1 protein-coding gene is annotated in these 784 nt (G+C 43.0%); it reads left to right on the forward strand.

Annotated features, from left to right (window positions below):
* Nucleotides 1–263 precede the first annotated feature (263 nt).
* Nucleotides 264–784: glutathione S-transferase family protein (locus ACS8FD_RS19425; protein ID WP_459252159.1), on the forward strand; the 521-nt coding region annotated here is incomplete at its 3' end.

A 784-nucleotide genomic window follows, 5' to 3' on the forward strand; every position in this document is an offset into this window, starting at 1 on the left:
TTAAGACAAGCAAAACGGCCTGTTAAGCGGTGCAAGCTGAGTAGTATAAGAAAGAGCGGCTCACAATAATAGTAAATCAAGGTAGTATTTTATAAAAGGTCATGTTTGAAGCGCTAGATTGATTACAAGAGAGGACTTTAATATACCGTTAATTTCTCGCTATAGTGAACCTTGGCTTGATGCTTACGTAAAAAATAGACAAAACACATGAGCTGATAAAACACCGATAACGTAAATTAATAAATGCAAATTAAGGATATATTATGAGTCAGGATAACAACCATTCTAACAACAGTACTGACGAGCAGAACGCGGCTTACACACCGCCCAAGGTTTGGGTACAAGACAAAGACAACGGTGGCAAGTTTGCTAATATCAATCGTCCAACCGCAGGCGCGCGTTACGAGCAAGCATTACCTGTAGGCGATGCACCCCTGCAGCTATATTCACTTAACACCCCAAATGGTGTCAAGGTAAATATCCTTTTAGAAGAGCTGGCTGAGCTGGGCGTCAAAGGCGCTCAGTACGATGCCTATAAAATTGACATCTCTGAGGGTATGCAGTTTGGCTCAGGCTTCGTGGACATTAACCCCAATTCAAAAATACCAGCTTTAGTCGATCATTCTAATCGTGAAGCTGGCGAGCCTGTGGCCATCTTTGAGTCTGGGGCTATTTTAATGTATCTGGCCGAAAAGTTTGGCAAATTTATTCCTTTATCCTTAGGTAAAGCGCGTGCAGACTGCTTGTCTTGGGTCATGTGGCAGATGGGCAGTGCGCCTTTCTT

The organism is Psychrobacter sp. 1U2 (assembly GCF_051847575.1).